Annotated in this window: 8 protein-coding genes and 1 other RNA gene; 6 read left to right on the top strand and 3 right to left on the bottom strand. The window is 44.1% G+C overall.

The genetic code is table 11. The features are described 5' to 3' along the window. Window positions 1-4 precede the first annotated feature (4 nt). The 6 genes from BGP76_RS08565 to BGP76_RS20160 all read left to right on the top strand — a co-directional run bounded on the left by BGP76_RS08565 (window position 5) and on the right by BGP76_RS20160 (window position 12,049). Entirely contained in the window at window positions 5-2,296 is a 2,292-nt protein-coding gene (locus tag BGP76_RS08565) for an alpha-amylase family protein (protein ID WP_119844355.1), read from the top strand. A gap of 453 nt (window positions 2,297-2,749) precedes the next feature. Further along, window positions 2,750-4,840, top strand: coding sequence for a glycoside hydrolase family 127 protein (locus BGP76_RS08560; RefSeq protein WP_255416085.1), 2,091 nt, complete (start codon window positions 2,750-2,752; stop codon window positions 4,838-4,840). 310 nt (window positions 4,841-5,150) lie between these two features. Continuing rightward, window positions 5,151-8,270 (top strand): TonB-dependent receptor, encoded by a 3,120-nt coding sequence (locus BGP76_RS08555; RefSeq protein WP_119844354.1) that lies wholly within the window; start codon window positions 5,151-5,153, stop codon window positions 8,268-8,270. A gap of 19 nt (window positions 8,271-8,289) precedes the next feature. Beyond that, window positions 8,290-10,035 carry a RagB/SusD family nutrient uptake outer membrane protein gene (locus tag BGP76_RS08550; protein ID WP_119844353.1) on the top strand — a complete coding sequence of 582 codons (1,746 nt, stop codon included), beginning with the start codon at window positions 8,290-8,292 and terminating at the stop codon, window positions 10,033-10,035. Between the two features lie 6 nt (window positions 10,036-10,041). Beyond that, complete coding sequence (locus BGP76_RS08545) at window positions 10,042-11,670, top strand: hypothetical protein (RefSeq protein WP_147407425.1); 1,629 nt, start codon at window positions 10,042-10,044, stop codon at window positions 11,668-11,670. 169 nt (window positions 11,671-11,839) lie between these two features. After that, window positions 11,840-12,049, top strand: coding sequence for a solute carrier organic anion transporter (locus BGP76_RS20160; RefSeq protein ID WP_147407424.1), 210 nt, complete (start codon window positions 11,840-11,842; stop codon window positions 12,047-12,049). Window positions 12,050-12,184: 135 nt separating this feature from the next. Here the strand turns inward: BGP76_RS20160 and ssrA are convergent. From ssrA to BGP76_RS08530, 3 genes are all read right to left on the bottom strand, one after another. Next, window positions 12,185-12,580: a transfer-messenger RNA gene (gene ssrA / locus BGP76_RS08540) on the bottom strand. Between the two features lie 190 nt (window positions 12,581-12,770). Then, window positions 12,771-13,694, bottom strand: coding sequence for a type IX secretion system membrane protein PorP/SprF (locus BGP76_RS08535; protein ID WP_073124455.1), 924 nt, complete (start codon window positions 13,692-13,694; stop codon window positions 12,771-12,773). A 7-nt stretch (window positions 13,695-13,701) separates the two neighbouring features. Next, on the bottom strand, window positions 13,702-19,497 hold a 5,796-nt coding region (locus BGP76_RS08530), incomplete at its 5' end, for a gliding motility-associated C-terminal domain-containing protein (RefSeq protein WP_147407423.1).

Here is a 19,497-nt window from a genome sequence, read left to right as displayed (position 1 = left end):
AACTATGAATAGAATACTACTATTGGCTGTACTCTTTGCAGGCATATCGATTCCCAGCAAAGGACAGGGTTTGAAGGAAACAGCCATGGACAAAATGATGCTGCTGCAAACTAAAATCGACGAAGCAGAGCAAAAGGGTACCAATGTACTCAAAGAGAAAACTGCACTGCGTACGGCAGAGATATTTCTAGAATTTGCGGATTGGGATGAAAGGAATGTAGCTAAAAATACACGCTATTTTGAACTAGGATGGCACTACCGTGACAGTGCCGAAGAAACGGCCGAGTATTTGCCACGTTTTGAGCGTCTGGATGTGATTGAGATGTTGGATGCTTCTATTGCTACTTTGGTGCAGTTGACGGACTGTGAGATCAGTAGGTCAACTACTCCAAATATAGATTGGGCACAGGTCAAGCAAGACGGAGATCACATGAGTTTTGAGGGCAAACCAGTATTCTTGGCAGATTGGACTTGGAAACCCAATACCCCGAAATTGGAAGAATTCCACGGACAGTTGGACGGGGTGTTCATTACACCCAGTTATGTACTGAACGAAGCGGGTGACATCAACTCAGGTCAAATGAGCGCTTTGACTGCTAAAGGAGGAGGTACGGCAGGTTTTGTGTTTATCAATCACAGGGATGTACCCCAATGGGCCAAGGATAAATACGGCGTTGATTTTGAGTGTAAGGATGCAGGTGGAGTACGATATACCGAGTACGATATAGATCATCCAGGAGCAGAAGAAATGATAGGTGCGCTCATCCATGGGATGGTGCCCCAGATGTCTGGAAAGCGATTTACAGAGCTGGGTTATATGCTGTGCAACGAACCACATTTTATTCATTCCAAAAAGGCTGACGGCACGATCAATTGGGCGAGTAGTGGCGTATCTGAGTATACGATGGATTCGTTAGCGGTTTGGTTGAAAGAAAAGCACGAAACCATCGCAACACTCAATGCTGTTTGGCATACTGCTTACGGTTCATTTGATGAAGTGCAGTTGGAGGTTCCAATATCAGAATCTCTACAGGGATCGCCGCAGTGGTATGATTGGTCGCGGTTCAATATGGATCGCGTCACACGGTGGTATCAGTTTGTGGCGGATACGGTCAAAGGCTGTGATCCGCTTGCCAAAGTTCATCTCAAGTTGATCCCGGGTATGTGGACCAATAACGCACGCGATCATGGATTGGATTTTGAAGCGCTCACTAAACTGAGCGATATCATTGGTAATGACACAGGAGCCGAGCACCGTAGCTACCCTTGGAAAACAGATCCGTGGGAAGCTAAGTATAAATTTGATTGGCGGGAGATGGCCATGGCGCATGATTTTTTCAAGTCGGTATCTCCGGACAAATTGATGTTCAATACCGAGTCTCATTATTTGTCGACCAAAGCATCTCTCGATTTGGAACTGGACCCAATGCATGCTCGGGCGACTTATTGGCTAGCACATACCCAAGGGATGTCGGCCAGCCAAACTTGGTATTGGGCTCGTACAGAGGATGGAGATAAACGATCAGGAGATGATGCAGGCTATGGCGGTTCCAACAATCACCAACCCCGTGTAGTCAACGAATTACATGCTACACTGGCTGATCTCAATGCACATTCTGAGCGTATCATGCATTTTCAGCGTCAGCGAAAACCCGTTAGGATATTCTATTCCGAAGCATCGGCTATCAATACATCTACCTACATGGATGATGTATTCGACCTCTACGAATCCATGTATTTCGATGGAGTACCGTTGGGGTTTGTTACCAAGGATATACTGGAGCAACAGGATCACAGCAACTGGGATGTTGTACTCGTGTACAAAACGCAACATGTGACACAGCAGGGGTTGGAGGCGCTGCAGGCCTATGTTGACGCAGGAGGTAGCGTCATCATGGATGCAGAGAGCCTAACAAAGGATGAATATGGAAGGAGTCTGACAGGAATCACAGGTGCAAACCTGATGGATAATGTTGAGGATATGCGAGCATCCGCTTTGCAGATTGTCAAGAGTACAGGAGGAGCACCTAGGGTTACCTTGACCGAAAGTAGCGCTGCTGACTTTCCGATTTGTACATGGAAATCCTTTGAGAATGAGGAGGGTAATCAAGTTATATCTGTCGTCAATGTAGGTAGGGTCAATGCTGAGGTTTCACTAAAGCTCAATGACGCGAGTGAGGGTACCACCTGCCACGATATTCTGAGAGGAGTGGATGTGCCGAATACGTTGACTTTGAAACCATATGATGTAATGTTCTTAGAGCTAAGGAATGAAAAGAGTAAGGTTTTGGAGTAAAAACTAAGTCAGCATTAATCTAGCCAAGCAGAGTATTGTACAAGAGTTGTTCTTTTTGGTAAGAAGAGGTGTATTATTTCTTGAGATATGTCGTCTTGTATGAGGAAATAAAACTGTTCCTCAGAGATAGTTTCAAGTTGTTTTCAGGCGCTCTTATATAGTTGGGTTGGTTTCTTTCGAACTCAGTAATGATTGTATTCTGATAAGGAAATCACGAACAGTTTGAAACCGATGGTTCGAGAGAGAGAAGTGCACTATATATCGTGTAAACTCATCAATCAAAAAGGAAAGCGAAGATACAAGGGTAAAATAGTGCTAGAATTAGGTAATACTTGTGGGTGAGATTGGAGATGATTTTGCGTCTTTTGTTCTCCCACATGTGTGGGGATTTGATTGTGTAGAGCAGCCGAAATGATGGCGTTGCTGTTTTTGGAAACATAGAAAACTGGATAGATGAATAAGCATGTAATGAAAAACTGGCTGGCACTGGGGTCAGTGTTGGTAGGATTGGCTGCCTGTGGAGGAGCAGAGCAGACGAGTAAAAAAGAAAAGACACAACCGGTAGCACATCGTCATAGCCTCGATACCAACAAGGGCATCATCGACAATACCAACAGCCCCAACGTACAACTCAAAAGCATCGACATAGGCGATTGCCGATGGACGCAAGGCTTCTGGGCTGACAAGTTTAAACAGGCTGAGGAAGTGATGGTACCCTACATGGGCACCGTGCTCAAAGGAGACGTAGGACACGCCTACAACAACTTCAAGATCGCTGCAGGTCTCCAGGAGGGACAGCACAAAGGCTTCTGGTGGCACGATGGCGACTTCTACAAGTGGATGGAAGCCTCGATGTACATCTATGGGGTCAATCAAGACGAAAAGATCCTCCAAGAAATGGACGAGATCATCGAGGTGATCGGTCAAGCGCAGCAGCCCGATGGCTACCTTTCTACGCCAGCCATTATCAATGATAAAATTAAACCCTTTACCAACAGGAAGTACCACGAACTGTACAACAGTGGGCACCTGATGACCAGTGCCTGCATCCACTATCGGGTCACAGGGCAGACCAACTTCTTAGACATTGCTGTCAAGCATGCGGACTATCTGTATGATCTATTTAGTCCAAAGACAGATTCGGTCAAGCGTTTTGGTTTCAACCAGACACAGATCATGGGCTTGGTAGAAATGTACCGTACTACTCAAGATAAGCGCTACCTTGAGCTAGCAGAGCAGTTCATCAACATGCGGGGGCAGTCCAAAGTCATAGAAGACCCCACTACCAAGGGCTACCCGATCGGTGACATGGTACAGGAGCGCGTGCCACTTAGGGAAGAAAACGAAGCAGTAGGTCATGCTGTGCTGGCACTGTACTACTACGCAGGAGCGGCTGATGTATATGCCGAGACGGGTGAGCAGGCCCTGATCGATGCACTCGATCGGCTTTGGGACAATGTGGTCAATCAGAAAATGTACGTGACCGGAGCAGTAGGGCAGACGCACTACGGGGCATCTACCCGCAGAGACAAAATCGAAGAGGGATTCATTGATGCCTACATGATGCCCAATCTCACAGCCTACAACGAGACCTGCGCCAACATCTGCAACTCGATGTTTAGTCACCGTATGCTAGGGGTGAAGGGCGAGTCGAAGTACGCCGATATCATGGAGCTTGTACTGCACAATAGTGCGTTGTCCGGTATTAGTCTAGCAGGCACAGAGTACTACTATGGTAACCCCCTACGAAAAATAGACGGTGCACTCGACTATGAGAAAATGAATACAGAATTGCCACAGCGTGCGCCATACTTGGATTGCTTTTGCTGTCCACCTAACTTGGTGCGTACCATTGCCAAGTCTCCGGGATGGGCCTATAGCAAGTCTGCTAATGGGATTTCAGTCAACCTATATGGAGGCAATGAGCTGAATACTACTTTGCTCGACGGGTCGGTACTCAAGTTGACGCAGACTTCTGACTATCCTTGGGATGGAGCAGTCAAGATCGAAATCAAAGAATGTAAGGCTGAGCCCTTCGACATAATCCTGCGCGTGCCTAACTGGGCCAAGGGCACCAGCATCAAAGTCAATGGTCAGTCGGTAGAGGCCGTGCCTGGGCAGTTTGCTAAGATCACGCGCACCTGGCAGAGTGGAGACGTGATCGAGATGGACATGCCAATGGAGATCACCATGCTCGAAGGACACCCACGCATCGAAGAAGTGCGCAATCAGGTGGCCATCAAGCGAGGACCTGTTGTGTACTGCGTAGAGACACCAGACTTGCCCAAAGGCACGAGCATCCTCGATGTGTATGTGTCTGGCGACAGTCCGATGAAAGCCGAGTACGAAGAAGATTTGCTCGGAGGTGTCACAGCCATTAAGGCGGAGTTTATGCTCAGACAGCCCCAAAGTGGAGATGATATGTACCGTGCCGTGAGCAAACCAGTTTTTGAAAAATACCAAGGTCAATTGATCCCTTATTTTGCCTGGAGCAATCGAGGAGAGGCAGAGCTTAATGTGTTCTTGCCTGTGATTTGGGAGTAGTCTATTGGGATCGACAGTACTGCCCTCTGTCGGTTAAATTTAGTAATTAGTTGATTTAGTGTTTAGAGCACCTGGTTCTCAAGAATCAGGTGCTTTTTTATCTAAGTCTATTTTATCCTAGGTTTTTGGTGCTAAACGGACTAGTGTAAATTGATAGGGTAATTAAGTGCAAGTCTTGGGTAAATAGAGTTGATTGAAAGACTGTAAGGCTAATTATGTTTGTGTAGGTAAAAGTGGCAACCTCAAAAGATGCTGTAGAAAAGAAGATCTTGTAGAAGTTGCCCTTTCTTGAAAATTTAAAATTAAGCATATGAAACTAAAATTACTTGTGAAACACAGGTTTAAGTTTATGACGTTTGTCACCGCCGTGATGATGTCTACCCTGTGTCATTCGGTTAATGGTCAAAATTTGACTATTAAAGGCCAGGTTACTGATGGATTAGACCCTTTGCCAGGTGCGACTATCAGGATTGAGAATAGTACTGTTGGCGTAGTGGCCGATGTGGAGGGACACTACTCTATCAAGGCCAATTCAGGAGATGTTCTGGTGATCAGTTATATTGGTTATTTGACCCAAAGCATCACTATTGGCAATGCTACTACAATAGATGTGACATTGGAATCGGATGCAAAGTCTTTGGAAGAAGTGGTCATTGTAGGTTATGGATCTCAGAAAAAGAAAGAGGTCACTGGAGCAGTGAATAACGTAAGTGCCAGTCAAATCAGCAAAGTACCTACTTCGGATTTGGGAACGGCTCTGCAGGGACAGGTTGCAGGGGTCAACGTACAAGCCGCTAACGGTAGTCCTGGTGAGACGGCAAATATCCAAATAAGAGGAGTAGGTTCATTGGGGGTTGGAGATACTGCGCCGCTGTATGTGGTAGACGGTATTCCTTATCAAAACAATCCAAATATTCCACCTAGTCAAATCAAATCAATTGATATTTTGAAGGATGGTGCTTCTGCAGCAGTATATGGTGTACGAGCATCCAATGGGGTGATTTTGATTACTACCAAAACAGGTGATCGTGACAAACTGAGAGTAGATATTACTTCTTGGGCAGGTGTTCAAAACATTACCTCTGGTACCGAACTGATGAATACCAATGATCAGTTTTATTTCGATCAAATTAGAACAGCTGGCTTAGGTATCGAATCTACGGTATTGGCTGTCAATCCTCGAGCGTTGGAAAACGATACTGATTTTGTGTCTGCTATCCAGAATGACAATGCTGTCATTCAAAATTATGAAGTCAATGTGTCCGGAGGAAGAGGTGATGTGACGGTCAACGCCAATGTGAATTACTTCGATCAAGATGGCGTTTTGATCAATTCTGGTTTCGATAGATTGACTACTCGATTGACTGGACAGGTCAATAAGGAAAAGTTTAAAATGTATGCCAGTATAGGTGTGACCAATGAGGGTCGCCAAAGAGAACCGTGGGCTTTGTATGAAAATGCAATTCGTCAGATGCCTTGGAGTACACCGATTCAAGACCTCCCTACCAATGGAGATATAATCCAGATTCCTGATCAAAATGAAATCACATATAGTTATCTCTCAGGTATTCTTGAGAATACAGATGATCAACAAACCACTAGGTACAACGTGGCATTCAATGCTTCATATGAGTTCTTCAAAGGGCTAAAGTATCAAGTCAGGTTAGGGAATTCTTCGCTCAATTCTAAGAGAATACAGTTTCAACCTAAATATTTGATCTATGATGCCAAAGGGAACTATAACCCTACTGCTTCTCGTCCACAAGCTAGGCTTAATGAAGATTATAGAAACATGAGCAACAATGTGCTGGAAAATGTACTGAGCTATGACAAAGAGTTTGGAAAGCATAATCTTGGAGTTACAGGGGTGCTGTCTTACGAAGAATACAAGGACGCCGTAGTAGGTATCGGAGTAACACATGCTGAAAACGGGAACAATGACATACAAACTCTCGGAGCAGCAGTTTCTACTAGCAACCCTACCAGTTATAATTTTAATACCACGATGGTGGGGATGATGTTACGTGCACAATACTCATATGACAGTAGATACATGATATCTGCAAGTATTAGACGTGATGGTACATCAAGGTTTAATGAGCAAAATCGCTGGGATTACTTTCCAGGAGTTTCTGTTGGGTGGAATGTGAGCGAAGAGAGTTTTTGGAGTGTAAAAGCGATCAATGGATTAAAATTGAGAGCAAGTTATGCAGGAGTAGGCAACAACCGTACGTCAAACACCTACGTGGCTAACCCTACGGTCAACGGTGGGGTCAATTACTTATATGGATCATCGAAAACATTGACACCAGGCTTGATCCAACGTAGCTTGACTAATCCTGACATTCACTGGGAGACCCAGTTGTCATCCAACATTGGGCTTGATTTAGCCATGTTTGAAAACAAAGTCCAATTCACCGCTGATGTATATCAAAATGAGAAAAAGGACATGATTTTGGCTAGACAACTTCCCCCTTCGTCTGGAACCAACGTCACAGGTGCAGCTGATGCATACAATAGTGTGACGGTGAATGCAGGCAGTATGGTCAACCGAGGGATCGAGTTAGCGCTCTCTTATAGAGATGTTACCAATTTTGGGTTGAGATATAATTTCACAGGTACATTCACTAAAAACGTGAATGAGGTGACAAATTTGGATGGAATTCAGAGAGGTTATGGAAGTGGGCGTCCTGTATTGACCAACAATTGGGCGGATGACATTACTTTCCTCGCAGAAGGGTACCAAGCTGGTGGGTTTTGGTTGGTGAAAACCGATGGAATCATTAAAACAGCTGAACAATTGGAAGCATACCAAAAAATTGATGCCAATGCTCGGATGGGAGATGTGATTTACAGAGATCAACTCACAATAGATAGCAACGGAGATGGTATCATGGATTTGGGTGATAGTGTGATCAACGATTCGGATAGAGTATTTATGGGCTCAGGGCAGCCAAAGTTCGAAATGGGTTTGAGCCTTAATTTGGAGTACAAAGGATTTGACTTTTTTATCCAAGGGTATTATTCCAATGGAGCTAAAATCTACAATGGATCTAGGTTGTATGCCTATTCGGAGGGACGACATGTAGAGCAAATGGGAATGTGGAGTCCACAGAATCCTGAAGCAGAAATTCCTACTTATAGAACTCGACAACATCAAAATGTGAGAGCATATTCAGACTTGTTTTTGGAGGATGGAACGTACTTCCGTATTCGTACACTTACGCTTGGTTACAATTTCCAGATGCTTGAGAAATATGGGATAGGGAAAGCTAGAGTTTATATGTCGTCTGTCAACCCGTTTACTTTTACCAAATACAAAGGATACGATCCAGAGGTAGGCGGAGATGGACTCTTCTTTAGAGGGGTAGATAGAGGTAACTATCCAGTTGCTCGCCAGTTCTTGGTTGGAGTTCAACTAAGTTTCTAATTATAAAGACTGAAGAATTATGAAAATATTAAAATATATCATACCAACCTCATTGAGCCTGAGTATACTGTTACTATCGGGTTGTGACAATGATGAGTTTTTGACAGAGGTTAACCCAAATGCGATCACTAGTGATATCTTTTGGGAAACGGAATCTGATGCAGAAGCAGCACTGACGGCCGTATATGCAGCGCTACAGTTTCAAAGCATTAGTGGAGGAGATATGCAATACGAAATAGCCAAAAGCGACTTAGGAGGGACCAATGATTGGACGAGGCATTTTTCCTATACTGAGTTTAATGTCGCGGATAATGCGGACCCTGTTCTACAAAAATGGTCTGAATTATACATTGGAGTCTATCGTGCGAACCAGGTGATTAATAATCTCCCTGATATGAACAATCTAGATGAAGATTTAAAAAATAGAATGATAGCGGAGGCTAGGTTTTTGAGAGCGTTTTTTTACTTTGAACTTGTACATACTTTCGGAAAAGCGATTCTTACGACTTCATCTTCTGGCAAAGCTGAAGATATTAACGTGGGGCTGTCTACGATACAGCAGGTGACGGACTCTGTCATTGTACCAGATTTGACTTTCGCTCGATTGCATTTGCCCAAGAGATCAGAGATAGCTGATTCAGAACTAGGCCGAGTGGCTCTCGGAGCAGCTACGACACTTCTTGGTAAAGTACATTTGTATGGGAAGGATTGGGCAAAAGCTTCCGATTTATTTTTGGAGGTCATTAATTCGGGTGAATACCAGCTAGTGTCTGATCCAATGGATAATTTTTCCCATGATGTGGTCTACAATAGTGAGGCGATCATGGAAGTTCCTTTTGATGGTTCGATCAACCCAGGGACTGCCAATTCTCATTATGTAGATGACAATACTTATAATTCGGGAGGCGAATCTACTTCTTCTGCAAGATGGTTTGCCCCATATTCTTTAGGAGGATGGCAGGTAGTCATGCCGACATACTGGCTACATGAGCTGATGACAGCCGACTCGGTAGGAGGGTCTACGAATCATTCAAGCCGATACACATTGAGTATAGCTGGCCGTGATGCAGAAGGCTTGTACTATGGAGAGACAGCAGCAACGCGAAAATCTCTGGTGCCACGCTTGTGGACATTTGGCGAAAGTGCTTATGTCAATAAATATACGAATTGGTATCATTTGGACGTAGAAAGCAACGAATGGAGGTCTTCAATTAATTTTAAACACATGAGATTGGCAGATGTGTACCTTATGTACGCAGAAGCCGTGTTGGAGAGAGATGGAGAGGCTGGGGTTCCTACAGCGATCGAGTACATAGACTATGTGAGAGCTCGTGCCGGTGTGGTGACACTGCAACAATATATAGATGCAAATGGTACAATTCCTCAGCTGCATGTTAGTCAGGATTTGTATGGTGCTAGACCTGAGGTGAGCCCTGTAGCAGACAATGTTATGACACATATTAGAATGGTGGAAAGACCAACTGAATTGTGCTATGAAAACTTGAGATGGAAGGACCTTGTGAGATGGGGGATAGTCAAAGAGGTGTTTACTTCTCATCATGACGATGAAGAGGTCAGAAACGCTCTAAAATCAGCTGAAAATACTAATGACCCATCTACTTTGTTGGTGAATCGTCCCCCATTGTATATTGAGCAAAGAGTGAGACCAGATTTTGTAAATAACTATGCGTTTTACGACTCAGAAAGACATGATTATTATCCAGTTCCTTCTGTCGAAATACAGAACAATGAAGCACTTAAATAATTTGTGATGAAAAGAATATTAGATAAGAAATATACCATGATCAAATGGTCAGCAATGCTTGCTATGATGATCTTGGCAGCATGTGGCGAAGAACTGAACTCTCCGGAAGTAGTCATCCCTAGTCATAGGGTGATTAAAGTCTCCCAGAGTGCTAATGGAAATATTATCAATGCAGGAGGAGCAATCGATTTTGCTGATGTATCGCAAGGGGTGGTTGCCAGAGAGTGGACTTTTTCCAATGAAGATCATATTGTGATTGAAGGTGATGTGACCGAAGAACAGCTAAAAGTTACTTTCAATCAAGTAGGTGATTATGAAGTCAATCTGCATCAAGAATTCAAATCAGATGCCTATTCAGGAAAAGGTACCACACCAATTGGGCAATCTTTGGATACGGCTTTTTCGGTCACGGTCATGCCTAAGGTCGAAGTGATAGAGATGAAAGCCAATTTGTTAGATGCAACAGGAACTGTAGGGAGGGAGATAGATCTCAATCCAGATGTACCTACAGATATTCCTTTTGGGAGCGTGATTAGATACACTTATGTTGCAGAAGGGAGTCCGACCCAAATCTCAGGAGATTTAAATGGGGCTGAGTTGGTGGATGAAGACCCTGCGAATAGTACGTTTGATGTCAAGTATATCGAATTGGAGAAAGTATACAGTATGTCACCAATATTTACTCGACCTATGCCCCAGAGTTCGGACACTTTGGTTTTTACTGATTTTGTAAAGTGCGTTCGTTCTTCTGATCCTGTGACTCTGACTGAGCTTGCTTCTCAAGAAAACTTTGTCTCGATCGAATTTTCTAGAGGGTTGGACCCTACTTCAATCAAGTCTGAGGAGTTTAGCATTGCAGTGACTACAGCAGGTGGAGGCACGTTGATGCCAGTATTTGATGCAGCGATAAGCCCGAGCAATGCCAGTGTGGTCTTGTTGACTATGACAAGTGAGCAGTTTTACAGTGATGACCAAGTCACTGTGACATACAGTGGTACTTCACTTGAGACAGCAGACAAAGCCAAGGTTTCAAGTTTTGCGGATGAAGAATCGATGGTTATAGAAGTAAATATTTTAGAAGAGTCGGGGTACGATTATAGTTTTGAATCCAGTGGTATTACTTGGGTAGCTGGTACTACAGCCTGGTTAGGTGGCGATTTCACCAATACGCTAGAGAAAACTACCCTGAGAGCGACAGAGGGAGCGACGAGTCTTAAAGTGTCAGTAGATCCGTATAGTGGAACAGCCCCTTGGGGTAATGGCACAATTGTAGAGCCTTCCGAGAATGGAAGTCTTCAAACATTCCCATATTCATCTGAGGGAGACAACAAGGTGAAAATTGCCTTTGATTTGTTTTTGGAAGACAATGGAGGAGGAATAGAGCCAAGTGTGCCGAACCAGTTTGCTACCAATATGAGGATGTATATCAATTGGGGGTGTGGTGGAGCAGAAAAAGCGCACTCTTTGGGAGGGGCTGTGACGGGATCATGGCAAGAACTGACCGATGTTGTGACAATATCCGATCCACAAAATGCTCCGTTTAGTATGGCTATGAAAATTGCACAAACGGGTGAAGAGGTGTTCACAGTATATGTGGATAATATTAGGATAACGAAGTGGAATCCAAGACCTTAATTCACCATTTTACTCTAATACTGACAGGCTGCTTTCCAAGGCAGCCTGTTTTTTTTGCCCAATTGGTTTATTAATGAAACTTGTTCAGGATTCGGTCATTTATAGGGTTGGGTACTGATGTATCCAACCCTTTTTGCCCCAAAGGGGTCATAGAGGTATGAAAAACTGGATGATACTTATATTTTTGTCATTTTCCCTGATCGCTTGTCGGGAGGATGATAGTAGCGAATGCAACGAGACGGATGATATAGATATATCATGTGTCTGCCCATACGTGTATAGCCCTGTATGTGGCTGCAATGACAAAACTTATAGCAATGCTTGTGTGGCTAGTTGTATGGGGATTACGGATTATACAGCCGGTGCCTGTGGGGAGTAATTTTTTATCGTAGATTTATTTTATTAAAATCACGCACCTACCTTTTGTTTTTGAATGAATAATTTGGAGTGTCTACAAACAAAAAATGCCCTTTATTATACATAAAGGGCATTTATAAATTCTTTGATGGTATTGAAGTGGAGCCGGAGGGAATCGAACCCTCGTCCAGATAAGGTCATATTGGACCCTCTACATGCTTAGTTGTCACTTAGGATCTCGTAGGAAGGCTGGCGGACAACAACCCACTTTTCCTACCAGTTACTTTAGCTTCGCTATCGGTTAGCAACTTCGCCTCAAGCTAGTCTTACGAGATGACACCCCTGAGTCCGGCTTGTAAGACAAAAGCCTGGAGGGATGTGTCTGCCTCGAATCTTATCCGAGGTTAATAATTCTAGCTATCAGCTAAAATTAAGCAGCCATGGCGTAATTAGATTCGCCAAATATGATTTGAGTAAAGTGATTACGTGTGCTTACTCACCACCCGACATGCAAGTACAATATTCACACTTACTGTCAATACCGGTCGGCCCCATTTTTCAAAGATCTTCTTTCCCTCCGAAGAGGGCTGCAAAACTAGTCATTCTCATACTAGTATTCCGACTATATACGCAATTGATTTCTCTAGGTTAGAAGAGCTGTCGTGAGATACACATATTTAACCCAAAAGCACTACACATCTAGTGGTATAGATTCTTGGCTCTTGATTCTTAAAATCTTGACGCTAAAAATAGACAGGACATAAGCCGTCTTTCCTGCTTGTCTTGAGTTTGATTCTATAGTTGAGGAATATCTCATGTGACCCTGCCGTGTAACCATTCAGATCACTGGTGGGGATGTCATAGGCATAACCGATGCGAAAGTTTTCGTTGAGAACCAACTGGGTCATGATAGAAAATGAATCTTGATAGCGGTAGGATAGACCTGCATATACAATCTCATTGATGATGAGGTTTACATTCGCATCAAAAGAAAAAGGGACATCATCTTGCAACCTGAACAACACTGAAGGATTGATTTTAAGTGATCGGTTCAAATCCTTGACGAATCCCGCATTGATGTAGTAGTATCTAGAAGAAACGCCTGTGGTAGGGATGTCATTTTGTTCATACTTAATCTTAGGGGTCAAAATGTAAGGAATAGATGCGCCGATGAAATAATCACGGTTGGCGAAGTAAAGCCCCACACCAAAGTTAGGATTGAAGTCATTCGCATAGACTGCCAATGGATCTTCTTGGCTGAACCAATCCAGCTCGTTGAAGTTGGAAGCGCGCTGATCGAAACCTCCTTGGAGTCCCATGGACAAGATCCCTTTTTGCATCCTGATTTTGTAAGCGAAACTCCCATACACACTGTATTGTTCATGGACACCTACTTGATCGCGAACGACATTGAGTCCTGTACCGATCTGGTTGTCTTTGAAAGTGGTATGTGCTGTCAAGGACTGATATACAGGAGCCCCATCAATATTGACCCACTGGTTTCTATTGGTGAAGATCGCTGAAAATAGATTTAAACTCCCTGCATAAGCAGGGTTCAACGCTAGCCCATTGTAGGGGTAAGTCGAAAAGACAGGCCGCTGCTGTGCAGCGGCTGTCAAGCTTATCATCGTAATTAGTATTACTAAAAGTCCTTTATAGCTTTTCATCTAAATCTTATCTTAACAATTCGAGATACCCTTGTTGAACATCACCTTCAGCACCTGTTCCTTTATCAAAAATATAGAAATAAGTACCAGCTGGCAAACCTTGACCTCCACCGCCAAGTCCGACGTTGCTCTTTCCTTTGAATACACGTCCGTTGATGTTGTCTTCATAACTATCCGCTTTGTAGACCAATGTACCTGATCTATTGAAGATTTTTACATTGTTGTCAGGGAATTTGTCTGCACATGATATTCTGAAGTAGTCATTCAGATCGTCATTGTTGTCTGTGACCGCATTAAAGATCTGGATTTCAGTATCTATGGTGAAGACTTCTTCGTGTGTACATTGATCTTCATCAACTACCATGACTCTATAGTTGTCTGGTGAGATACCACTCAACCTTTCGTCTCGGCTCAAGATACTTGATACATCAGTTGTGTCTATTGGAGAACCATTGTCCTTAGTCCAGTAGATCTCTTCTGTGATCGTTGATTGATTGAATACCAAATCTGCAGTACCATTTCCAACATATTCGTTGGTACCGAAGACTACTTCATTACACTGAGAGTCGGTTCCTTCTACTACGAAGTATGGTGCTTCTCTTTCATCCAAAATCTCTGTAGAACTGGCCTCAGAGACGCAACCTGTATTGTTGTCAGTTGCTTTGACTGAGTAGCTACCGAGATCCAACCCGCCTGCGACACTAGATTCGCTGATCGTGTTCGCGCTGTTGTCTGTCCATACGAAGCTGTAGCCATCGATTTCATTGTTGATCGACGCGCTTACTGCACCGTTTGGCACTACACAGTTTGTTCTATTGTTGACGAGCGCGATAGATGGGAGAGGTACTTGTTCAGCCTCATTGTCTATCGTGATTTGATCTTCAATTTTACATCCTGTATAGCGATCTACCATCTGTACAGTGTAGGTCTCTGCTTCCATGCGGTAGAGCGTAAAGGCTGAGTCCAACAATGGATCAGAAACGCTCGATCCATCGTGCCAGTAGAACTGGTATCTAGACGGCTCGTCTGGTATAGATGTAACAGTCGCTTGTCCATCTGCTCTGGTCAAGTCACACTTGGTCAAAGCCTGGTCTTGTATGATCATCATCTCCATGTTCATGGTATTGGTAGCATCCTCTATCGTGATCATGTTAGGATCAGAAGAACACCCACCATCTATATCCAATACCATGATGGTATAATCACCATGCTCGAGGTTTCCGACAGTATTGCTATTCAAGTTGTTTGCAGCATCGGTGATGATGGTCTCATCACTAACTGTTCCTGCTACTAGGTAGTATTCGAATACTGCCGTAGCGTTGGTTGAGTTGAGTACTGAGATTACCATTTCTCCATTTGGATCGATACAGTTTTCATTGCTTTCCATCGTGATATCTAGTAGGAGAGGATCAGCAGCTTCTGAAGCCATATCATAGGTTTCTGTAGTGATACATCCTGTACTAAGGTTTTCTACTTCTACAGTGTACTGACCTACACCAAGTCCTGCATACGTAGGATCATTGGCTGGGCCACCTGTCCAAGTGAAGCGATAGTCCGTGACACTACTAGACCCATCTGCTGTGACTGTCAAGTAACCATTCGGGTTGGTTGCATCACAATTCGTTTGCAACTGGAAGTCAGCGAGTGTAACAACTGGCGGTACACTAGCATCTTCTACTTCGATTTCAAACACATCCGAAGTACATCCTGAGATGGTACTGGTGGCTTCCACAAAGTAAGTTCCTGCCATCAAGTCTTCGAACAGCGGGCTGTTGCCCATGTTGGTTCCACCACCTGCTGTATAAGTACCTGTGTGTAGCGTATAAGTATAGTCAGCCAATGCATCTGGATTGATCGAAGTAAGTTCGATACTACCATTACCTGGCGCACATGTAGTCATAGGCGTCACGATTACATCAGCGAGTAAATCTAGCTGAATATCTATCGGTACGAATGGTACATTGTATGAATCGGTTACACTACATCCTGATACGCCATCTGTGATCGTGACACTGTACACTGCATCATCCAAATCAGTAATCGTAGCTGTCGTAGCACCTGTTGTCGTAGCTGCACCTGTAAAGGTCGCAGTACTACTCCACGTAATTGTTGGGTTGGCAGCTGTAGTTGTTACCGTCAAACTACCGTTTCCACCTGTACACCACTGATTGGCTTGATCCAAAGTGAAGGCTACCGTAGGTGCTACTTCATTGTTTTCAATCGTGACGTCCATTTCATTGCTCGTACACTGTTCTGCATTAGTTATCGTGATCTGATAGACACCTGGATCCAAATCAGAGACATGACCGTTGGCTACATCTGTACCACCATGAGCAGAGCCATTGGCTTTCAGGATAGTGATCGTGTATCCCGTTAACCCAACACTCACGCTATTTTCTAAAATGCTAGTCACTTCGATCTCTCCGTTGTATGGGGATGAGCAATGTGTGTTTTCTGTAAGTGTGACATTCTCAACACTGAAATCGTTGATGATCTCAGTAAGTGTGACAGAAGCATCTACAAAACAGCTCGATCCTGGCGTAGATTCATCCGTGATTCTGATCGTATAGTCTCCACTAGCCAGTCCTGAGATCGATCCGCTAGCCAAGGCTGCAGCTGTACCAGAAGTACCTGTGATCGTGCCATTGTCTACTAGGGCTGTACCTCCAGCAACAGAACCTCCAGCATATACTTGGTAGCTGTAGTTACCACCATCGTCATTGGTGATGGCCCAGTCTAGGATACCATTTCCTTCGTTGGCATCAGGATCACAACTCGCGTCCCCAGCGTTAACAGTCAAGGTCGCCGTAGGGGCTGTAGAGTTATCTAAAATTTCCACTTCAACTTGGCCAGTATTACATCCTGTAGCAGTGTTGGTCGCACGTACATAGTATATACCAGCTGCTCGTCCTGAGAGTGTATTGCTGGTTTCGCCAGCAATGGCTGATGTACGGTCTATAGTGAACCACTCAAAAGAGTAGTCTGCGACATTGCCTGGAGTCAAATCTGTATCATTGATCGTGATAGAGCCTGTCGTGCCACCACAGTCAGTTACATGTGTGATATTACCTGCTACTGCTGCACTATCTAGTGTGTTAGTGACTGGCGTATTCACGATAGTAAAGGACTTGGTCGAGCTACAACCGTCATTGACTTCATCGTTGTTGCTGTCAGTGACTACTACAGTGTATTGACCTGGCGCCAAAGCTGTCAGGGAAGTACCATCGGCACTTACAATGGCTGATCCTTTGTTAGCGCCAGTTGCTAGATTGTTGTCTGCTAGAGCTACATCCGTACCTCTGTACCATTCGAAGCTGTAATCCGCTACTGCTGCTGTTCCTTGGAGCCCAATCGTGAGTGAACCATTACCTTCATTGACAACTGAGGTACAGTTGGTGTCTGGTGTCTTGGCACTAAAGACTGCGATAGGAGCAACCGTGACATCTTCTACTTCGAAGTAGTAGGTAGCACTGGTACAGGTAGAAGAAGTATTGGTAATGACGACCTCATATTCACCTGCGGCTAGTCCTGTGAGTGTACCACCCGTTTGTGTCCCTCCATGATCACCGGCTGTTCCATCTTTGGTCGCGAATGCGAAGGTGTAACCTGCTATTCCATCAGATACGCCATCGGCAAGAATGTCAGTGATCGTGATACTACCATTGTTGTCGTCACAGTTGGTATCATTGGTCACTGTGTATTCAGACTCAGTAATCGTGATTGCTGCATTGTCTTCATCTATAGTATAAGAGGTTTCAGATGTACAAGTATTACTTGGGTTAGTATTATCTACAACCTTCACTGTATAAGTACCAGAAGCCAGTCCTGAAATCGTTTCATTGGCTGTACCTGAAATACCTTCAGTTCCGACAACTGTTGCAGACGTGATTTGGTTAGCTGCAATCGAAGTGTCAGTACCTCTGTACCATTCTATGGTAAAGCCAGCTACTGTTGTAGATGCAGCACCATTCTCAATTCCTACTGTCAATGAGCCAGTACCTGTATTGGACGTGTCATCACAGCTCGTATCTAAAGAGGAAGCGGTCAGTACAATGTTAGGAAGTTCGAACACATCATCAATAGAGAAGAAGAATACTGAGCTAGAACAGTCACTCGTCGTGTTAGTGATGGTGACTTGGTAGTCTCCTTCACTGAGTCCTTCTAGTCTGTTGTTATCTGTACCCGCGATCGTTCCACCATGTGCTCCACCACCTCTTACTTCGAATAGGTAAGTGTAGTCAGCGGTAGTTCCTGTGGTTGCTCCATCTTCTAGTACACTGTTGATTTCAAATGATCCTGTACCGTCACAGTTTTCATTGTCTACCAGCGTAAACTCAGAAGAAGTAATAGTGATCGTAGTAGGATCTTCAACGAGTGTGTATGAAGCTTCCGAGAAACATGTGTTGTTCGGGCTGCTGTTATCAATGACTTTAACTGTATATGTACCGGCAGCTAGACCAGATATTGCGTTCTTCGTTGCATTAATGACCTCAGAGCCTAGTAGGGAAGAAGCCGTTATTTCATTTGCAGCAATCGAAGTGTCAGTACCTCTGTACCACTCGAAAGTATATCCAGTGGTGGTGGTAGTTCCTATACCATTTTCTATAGCGACACTCAAAGCACCGTCACCAGTGTTAGCAGTCGCATCACAGTATGAGTCATCTGATTTAGCAGTGAGTACAATGTTAGGAAGTTCGAACACATCATCAATAGAGAAGAAGAACACCGAACTAGAACAGTCACTCGTCGTGTTGGTGATGGTGACTTGGTAGTCTCCTTCACTGAGTCCTTCTAGTCTGTTGTTATCTGTACCCGCGATCGTACCGCCATGTGCTCCACCACCTCTTACTTCGAATAGGTAAGTGTAGTCAGCAGTAGTTCCTGTGGTCACACCGTCTTCTAGTACGCTGTTGATTTCAAATGAACCTGTACCGTCACAGTTTTCATTGTCTACCAGCGTAAACTCAGAAGAAGTAATAGTGATCGTAGTAGGATCTTCAACGAGTGTGTATGAAGATTCCGAGAAACATGTGTTGTTCGGGCTGCTGTTATCAATGACTTTAACTGTATAAGTACCAGCAGCTAGACCAGATATAGCGTTCTTCGTTGCATTAATGGCCTCAGAGCCTAGTAGGGTAGAAGCAGTGATTTCATTGGCAGCAATCGAAGTGTCAGTACCTCTGTACCACTCGAAAGTATATCCAGTGGTGGTGGTAGTTCCTATACCGTCTTCTATAGCGACACTCAAAGCACCGTCACCAGTGTTAGCAGTCGCATCACAGTATGAGTCATCTGATTTAGCAGTGAGTACAATGTTAGGAAGTTCGAACACATCATCAATAGAGAAGAAGAATACTGAGCTAGAACAGTCACTCGTCGTGTTGGTGATGGTGACTTGGTAGTCTCCTTCACTTAGTCCTTCTAGTCTGTTGTTATCTGTACCCGCGATCGTTCCACCATGTGCTCCACCACCTCTTACTTCGAATAGGTAAGTGTAGTCAGCAGTAGTACCTGTGGTCACACCGTCTTCTAGTACGCTGTTGATTTCAAATGATCCTGTACCATCACAGTTTTCATTGTCTACCAGCGTAAACTCAGAAGAAGTAATAGTGATCGTAGTAGGATCTTCAACGAGTGTGTATGAAGATTCCGAGAAACATGTGTTGTTCGGGCTGCTGTTATCAATGACTTTAACTGTATACGTACCGGCAGCTAGACCAGATATAGCGTTCTTCGTTGCATTAATGGCCTCAGAGCCTAGTAGGGTAGAAGCAGTGATTTCATTGGCAGCAATCGAAGTGTC

It is taken from the genome of Reichenbachiella sp. MSK19-1, from assembly GCF_003590315.1.
Lineage (GTDB): Bacteria > Bacteroidota > Bacteroidia > Cytophagales > Cyclobacteriaceae > Reichenbachiella > Reichenbachiella agariperforans.
Note: the sequence above shows the minus strand (reverse complement) of the source record. Positions and strands in the feature narration are given on the sequence as shown.